Below are 6597 nucleotides of genomic sequence, written 5' to 3'. Positions count from 1 at the left end.
CCCCAAACCCTCCACATTCGGGAGGGTTTCGGGCTGACGAGGACGTGTTCGCCGAACCCAGGACGTCCTCGGGCCGACGAGGTCGTCTTGGCCGAACCCGGGACCTTCTCGGGCCGACGGGGACGTTCTCGAGCTCGTGACCGTTGGCGGCTGACGACTCGTTGGAATCACCTGGATCAAGCAGTTCCCGGATCACGATGGCGGCCGTTGGCGACGGCGGCGATTCCGCTGAGTCCAGCGCTTCTAATGCCGCACCCCAGGCGCTCCCGGGGCGCGAACATGGCCGCCGCGGGGGAGCGGGCTTTTCGCGTACTCACTCGTGCGCCCCGCGGGACGCTGCGTGACGCTTCGTCATGAACGACGACGGTTCGGCAGTTAGCACCAACGATTCGGCATGAACCGCGACGGTACGTACCTCTAGGTGCCGAACCGTCGCAGGAAGTGCCGAACCGTCGACCCGAACACACGAACCGTCGTCGAAACGCACGAACCGTCGCCGCACCCGATCCACCGTGGCCCGCCGAGATCCACGGCGCTCTCTTCCACCCCCGCCCATCACGCCACGCACCGCACCCGACCTGCCGCGCACGCAACCAACAATCCAGACACACGCCAACCATCAACCCACCGCACGCCCAAAACGGAAGAACCGCCAGCGGCTCTTCCGGCCCCCAAGTGCGTCGCCCCGGATTTGTCGAGCCGGCGTGGCTGTTTGACGACGTGGCCAGTCTACGACTGGCATCCCCGTTGCCTCGGACACGGCCCCGTACCGGAGACTCGTTCCCGCGTGAGCCGCCTACACGTCGGCCCAGCAACAACCAGCATCCCGTACGGAACCGAGCTCAGCACGTAACTTCAACCGATCTCGGTGGTTATTTCAACCGATCTCGGCGAGTCCGCGCGGTCCACAAAAATGACACCGCTGTCACAGTTCGCGATCGTCATTCCATCGCCGCCGTCGTTCGCGCCCGGCATCATGGTGGTGACTTGGCGCACAGCTGCGCCAACACTTCCCGAAAGGCATTCCCATGCGTACTTTCTCGCGGTACGGCACCGCGCTGCTAGCAGCCGTCATGGCCGGCGGACTCGCCCTGTCCGGCTGCGCCGGCTCCACCGACTCCGATTCCTCCTCCGCTGCCGGCTCCGACGAGGGCCCGATCACCGTCGCCTGCGGCGCGATGGAGGATCTGTGCCAGGCGTGGACCGACAAGTTCACCGAGCAGACCGGCATCAAGGCCACCTACGTGCGCCTGTCCTCGGGTGAGACCGTCGCCCGCCTGGCCTCCGCCAAGGACAACCCCGAGTTCGACGTCTGGCACGGCGGCCCCGTGGACGGCTACGGCGAGGCCGTCAACCAGGGCCTGATCGAGGCCTACGCCTCCCCCGAGGCGGAGAAGATCCCCGACGAGTACAAGGACCCCGACGGCAACTGGACCGGCGTCTACATCGGCGCGCTCGGCTTCTGCTCCAACCAGTCCCAGCTGGACAAGCTGGGCGTGGACGTCCCCGACTCCTGGGACGACCTGCTCGACCCAGCCCTGAAGGGGCAGGTCTCCATGGCCCACCCCTCCACCTCCGGCACGGCCTTCACCACCCTGTGGACCCAGGTCACGCGCCTGGGCGGCGAGGACGCCGGCATGGACTACATGAAGCAGCTGCACAACAACGTGCTGCAGTACTCCAAGTCCGGCACCGCCCCCGGCCAGATCGCCGGGCGCGGTGAGGCCGCCGTCGGCCTCGTCTTCTCCCACGACTGCGTGAAGTACCAGGAGGAGGGCATGACCGATCTGGTCGTCTCCTTCCCCGAGGAGGGCACCGGCTACGAGGTCGGCGGCGTCGCCCTGGTGGCCGGCTCCAGCCACAAGGCGGCCGCCCAGGCCTACATCGACTTCGCCATCTCCGCCGAGGGGCAGAACGTCGGCCAGACCGTGGGCTCCTACCAGGTGCTGACCAACCCCGACGCCGACACCAGCGACAAGATGGCGAACCTGGACGACATCAACCTGATCGACTACGACTTCGCCGCGGCAGCCGCCGCGAAGCCCGACCTGACCGCCCGCTTCGACGAGGAGATCGCCGCCGAGCCCAAGGAGTAAGCCCGGCACCCGGTCGTCGGCCGGTGCGGGCGCCAGCGTGGTAGCCCGCACCGGCCACACGGCCCCGTGCGGCCGCCTCAACCGGGGCGGCCGCCATCGACCACTCCCCGCCAGACCCAGCCGAGGACCACCCATGACCTCAAGCGCGCCCCCTTTGACCGCCGCCTCCCTCACACAGACACCTCCCGCCAAGAGCTCCGCCCGCGGTCGCACCCGGGTCAAGCAGGACCCGGTGACGACGACGATCCTCGTCGTCGTCCTCCTGGTACTCGTCTTCCTGGTACTGCTGCCGCTGGGCCGCGTCCTGGGCGAGGCGCTGTCCGCGGACGGGCTGGCCGTGCTCAGCAAGCTCGCCTCCTCCCGCACCAACCGGGCCACAGTCCTGAACACGCTCGTGCTGGGCACGGTGGTGGGAACCGTCGGCACCCTGGTGGGCTTCCTGCTGGCCTACGTGCAGGTGCGGGTGGCCTTCCGCGGCAAGCGCCTGTTCCACCTGATCTGCCTGCTGCCGGTGGTCTCCCCGCCCTTCGCGGTGGCGACGGCGTCGATCACCCTGTTCGGGCGCAACGGCATCATCTCCACCCAGCTGCTGGGGCAGGAGTGGAACATCTACGGCCTGCCGGGGCTGACCCTGGTGCTGTCGCTGTCATTCTTCCCGGTCGCCTACATGAACCTGGTGGGCATGCTGCGCAGCCTCGACCCGTCCATGGAGGAGGCGGCCGCCTCCCTGGGCGCCTCCAAGTTCACGGTGTTCCGCACAGTGACGCTGCCGATGGTGGTGCCGGGCCTGGGCGCCTCCTTCCTGCTGCTGTTCACCGAGGCCATCGCCGACCTGGCGAACCCGCTGGTGATCGGCGGGGACTACACGGTGCTGGCCTCGCGCGCCTACATCGCCATCAACGGCGAGTACAACACCGCGGCGGGCGCCGCCTACTCCCTGGTGCTGCTGGTGCCCTCCCTGCTGGTGTTCCTGCTGCAGCGGTACTGGTCGGGCCGGTCCTCCACGGTGACGGTGACGGGCAAGCCGACCGGCTCCTTCGAGCTGCTGCGCGCCAACGTGGCCCGCATCCCGCTGCTGGCCGTCTCCGTGGCGGTGCTGGCGCTGGTGGTGACGGTGTACGCGGCCGTGGTGGTGGGTGCCTTCGTGGAGATCCTCGGCGTGAACAACTCCTTCACGCTGCGGCACTTCGAGTACCTGCTGTCCGGCATCGGCAACGAGTCGATGATCGACACCACGATCCTGGCCCTGATCGCCACCCCGATCGCGGGCATTCTGGGCATGCTCGTGGCCTGGCTGGTGGTGGTGCGGATGCGCCGCGGCGCCGCCCTGATCGACTTCCTGGGCATGCTGGGACTGGCCGTGCCGGGCACGGTCATCGGTATCGGCTACCTGGTGACCTTCAACCGGCCGGTGGCCCTGTTCGGCGTCAACATCATCGCCCCGCTCGCCGGCGGCAGCGCCATCGCGGGCGGCGCCATGGCCATCGTCATGGTGTACGTGGCGCGCTCCATGCCCGCCGGGCAGCGCTCCGGCATCGCCTCCCTGCAGCAGATCGACAAGGCCATCGACGAGGCCTCGACCTCGCTGGGCGCCTCGGGCGCACAGACCTTCCTGCGGGTCACGCTGCCGCTGATCCGGCCGGCGTTCCTGACCGGTCTGGTCTACGCCTTCGCCCGCTCCATGACGACGCTGTCCCCAATCATCTTCATCACCACCCCGCACACCAAGATCATGACCTCGCAGATCCTGGCGGAGGTGGACGCGGGCCGCTTCGGCAACGCCTTCGCCTTCTGCACCATCCTGATCCTGATCGTCATGACCGTGATCGGCGGCCTGAACCTGCTCATACGCGGCACCGGCGCGGGACGCGAGCCGCGCTGAGCGGCACCCGCCGGGCCGCGCGGCGTCGTCGTCGGCCCCGAACTCACCCACCCAGCCACCCACACCCCCCAGCGGGGCGAGAGCCAAGGAGGCTCCCACATGACCACTTCCGCCACCTCCACGTCGACCGACCGCTCCGAGCGCTCAACCACCGATAAGGACGCCCCCACCGGGCACCTCGAGCTGCGCGACGTCGTCAAGGTGTTCTCGGGCCGCGGCAAGGACGTGTACGCCGTGCACGGGGTAAGCCTCGACGTCGCCCCCGGCGAGTTCATCACCTTCCTGGGCCCCTCCGGCTGCGGCAAGACCACCACCCTGCGCATGATCGCCGGCTTCGAGAACGCCACCGAGGGGCAGGTGATCCTCGACGGGCAGAACATGGTCTCGCTGCCACCCAACCGGCGCCCCATGTCCATGGTGTTCCAGTCCTATGCCCTGTTCCCGCATCTGTCCGTGCGCGACAACGTCGGCTACGGCCTGAAGCTGCGGCGCGTGCCCGCGGAGGAGATGCGTGAGCAGGTGGACGTGGCACTGACGTCCATGAACCTGACCTCGCTGGCGGACCGCGCCCCCAATGAGCTCTCGGGCGGCCAGCAGCAGCGCGTGGCACTGGCGCGCGCCATGGTGGTGCAGCCCAAGGTGCTGCTGTTCGACGAGCCGCTGTCCAACCTGGACGCGAAGCTGCGCGTGCGCATGCGCCTGGAGATCCGCCGTCTGCAGCAGCGCATGGGCATCACCTCGATCTACGTCACCCACGACCAGTCCGAGGCGATGACCATGTCCGACCGGATCGTGGTGATGAACGCGGGGCGGATCGAGCAGGTCGCCACGCCGGAGGAGATCTACCGGAGGCCCGCCTCCACCTTCGTGGCGGACTTCATCGGCCGGGCGAACTTCCTGCAGGCGACGGCGCAGAACGTATCCGCGGGCAAGTGCGGCGTGCAGGTGCTGGGACGCGGCATCGAGGCCGCCTGCCACTCCGACGTGTGCGATGGGGACGCCGTCACCGTGGTGGTGCGCCCGGAGTCGGTGCGCCTGGAGCCTTACGACGCTCCCGGAAAGGCCGCCGACGCGGGCGAGCTCGTGGGCGACATGGGCCGCGTGCTGTCGGCCGTCTTCTACGGCGACCACGTGGAGTACGAGGTCGAGACGCAGGTTGGCACCATCGTCTGCCTGGAGTCCGACCCGGACGTCAGCGCCGTGCACGCCGAGGGCGACGCCGTGCGCGTCAGCTTCGCCCCCTCCCGCGCCTGGGTGCTGCCCGACGACGGCGAGTAAGGCGGGGCCCCGCGAAGGCGGCCCCGCCGTCGCCGTCGAGGCCGCTCAGAAATCCCAGTTATGTACACAGCCGCACCATTCCAACGAAAACTCTGACCGACGCTAGTGACGTGTAGCAGACGTGGAACTACCACCCAGAAACAAACTCACCGCACCACCTCCTGACACGAGTTTAGCCACCTTGGCTCAACCCTGTTCGACGACGGAAGGGGTGTCCCCATGATGTCCCGGTACTGCCCCTCGGGACGTCCCCGACGTGTCCCCGCACTATCCCCATGCTGTCCCCGACGTGTCACCCGGGACGTCCCCATGCTGTCCCTCGGGACGGGGGTGGGGACGGGGTGCGCTCGCGGTCAAGGGGAGGAGTGCGGGAGCACGGCTTACTGAGAACGATTCTCGAATGCGTGGAGGATTTGCGTTTCGATCCGGTCAAGGCCTGCGAATGCTCGGGCGGGGCTCGCCTGGGGGCCGGGGGCGACCTGGAACGCGTCAACCGTGCAGCCGTGGGTGGGGTGGTGTTGGGCTGCCGGTGGGGCGTTTGGTGAGCCCTGGGGCGGTGTTCTGGCGGGACGGGCGGGGGAATGCAGGTTAAGAATCAATGCGCCTGCTGGGTAATTACTGGGTGGCCGGTGAATGTATGTGGAATGTCTGCTGTGCTGTGAGGTGACTGGGAGGTTCCAGTGAGCACGCTGGTTGTTGTGGCCTAGCTGTGGCCGGGTTAGGGTGGCCTGTGCCTGGAAGCGCGCCGATCTACTCTCTCACTGGCGTTCGTTCCGTGATGTTGTTGATGTTCGGGCCGGCTGAATCCCGGGCAAAACCGGGGCAGTGACAGTGCAATACGTGTGTGTTCGGGTAATGTTTGCCGGGTGTTTGTTGGGGGCGGGTGTTTGGTGGGTTGGCCTGGTTCACGTCGGCGGGCCGGTCGACCTCGTGCGGGGCGGGCTTGGTGTCGGTGGGGTGGCGGTAGAATTGGGGTTGATGCTGGTCCTGCCATGGGGCGGGGCACCGGGTTCTTCCTTCTACCGGTGTCCCGCCCTTGTGTTTGGTGGCTGGCTAGTGCTGCCATGGCCAGTGGCGGCGCTTACCCCTGGTCTTCTCCTGCTGCTCCTGCCGGCCGGTCTCCTGCACAGCCCCGGTGTCGGTGCCGGTGCCGGTGCCGGTGGCGGTGTCGTCCTCCTGGTCGTCCTGGCCGCCGTCGTAGGTGTCGTGGCCCAGTGCCAGTAGCACATCCCGCAGTGTGGCGGCCCAGGGGTCCACCGCCTCCGGGTCGGCCTCTGCGGCGGTCTTGAGCGCGTGGATGGCGCGCGTGACCTGCACCCGGAACCAGTCTCCCGTCCACTC

At 68.2% G+C, this 6597-nt stretch carries 5 protein-coding genes; 3 read left to right on the top strand and 2 right to left on the bottom strand.

Annotation, left to right across the window (positions count from 1 at the left end):
* Positions 1-855: 855 nt before the first annotated feature.
* Positions 856-996, bottom strand: coding sequence for a hypothetical protein (locus BN1056_RS08795; RefSeq protein WP_170866481.1), 141 nt, complete (start codon positions 994-996; stop codon positions 856-858).
* A 32-nt stretch (positions 997-1028) separates the two neighbouring features.
* Between BN1056_RS08795 and BN1056_RS08790 the strand changes: the two genes are divergently transcribed.
* From BN1056_RS08790 to BN1056_RS08780, 3 genes are all read left to right on the top strand, one after another.
* Entirely contained in the window at positions 1029-2096 is a 1068-nt protein-coding gene (locus BN1056_RS08790; RefSeq protein ID WP_210580461.1) for an ABC transporter substrate-binding protein, read from the top strand.
* A 133-nt stretch (positions 2097-2229) separates the two neighbouring features.
* Positions 2230-3978 carry an ABC transporter permease gene (locus BN1056_RS08785; RefSeq protein ID WP_210580460.1) on the top strand — a complete coding sequence of 583 codons (1749 nt, stop codon included), beginning with the start codon at positions 2230-2232 and terminating at the stop codon, positions 3976-3978.
* A gap of 99 nt (positions 3979-4077) precedes the next feature.
* The gene (locus BN1056_RS08780) at positions 4078-5256 is read left to right on the top strand and encodes an ABC transporter ATP-binding protein (protein WP_210580459.1); all 1179 of its coding nucleotides are present in this window, start codon (positions 4078-4080) and stop codon (positions 5254-5256) included.
* Between the two features lie 1053 nt (positions 5257-6309).
* On the opposite strand, the gene BN1056_RS08775 is transcribed toward BN1056_RS08780, so the two are convergent.
* A partial coding sequence (locus tag BN1056_RS08775) for a hypothetical protein (protein ID WP_210580458.1) occupies positions 6310-6597 on the bottom strand: 288 nt, incomplete at its 5' end.

The sequence above is a fragment of the Actinomyces succiniciruminis genome (assembly GCF_900002405.1).
GTDB classification, from domain to species: Bacteria; Actinomycetota; Actinomycetes; order Actinomycetales; family Actinomycetaceae; genus Actinomyces; species Actinomyces succiniciruminis.
The sequence above is the reverse complement of the archived record's forward strand: the minus strand, read 5'-3'. Positions and strand labels throughout refer to the sequence as shown.

Coding starts and splice junctions, on each gene's coding strand:
- BN1056_RS08785 (WP_210580460.1), top strand. CDS start 2,230: ATGACCTCAAGCGCGCCCCCTTTGACCGCCGCCTCCCTCACACAGACA.
- BN1056_RS08790 (WP_210580461.1), top strand. CDS start 1,029: ATGCGTACTTTCTCGCGGTACGGCACCGCGCTGCTAGCAGCCGTCATG.
- BN1056_RS08780 (WP_210580459.1), top strand. CDS start 4,078: ATGACCACTTCCGCCACCTCCACGTCGACCGACCGCTCCGAGCGCTCA.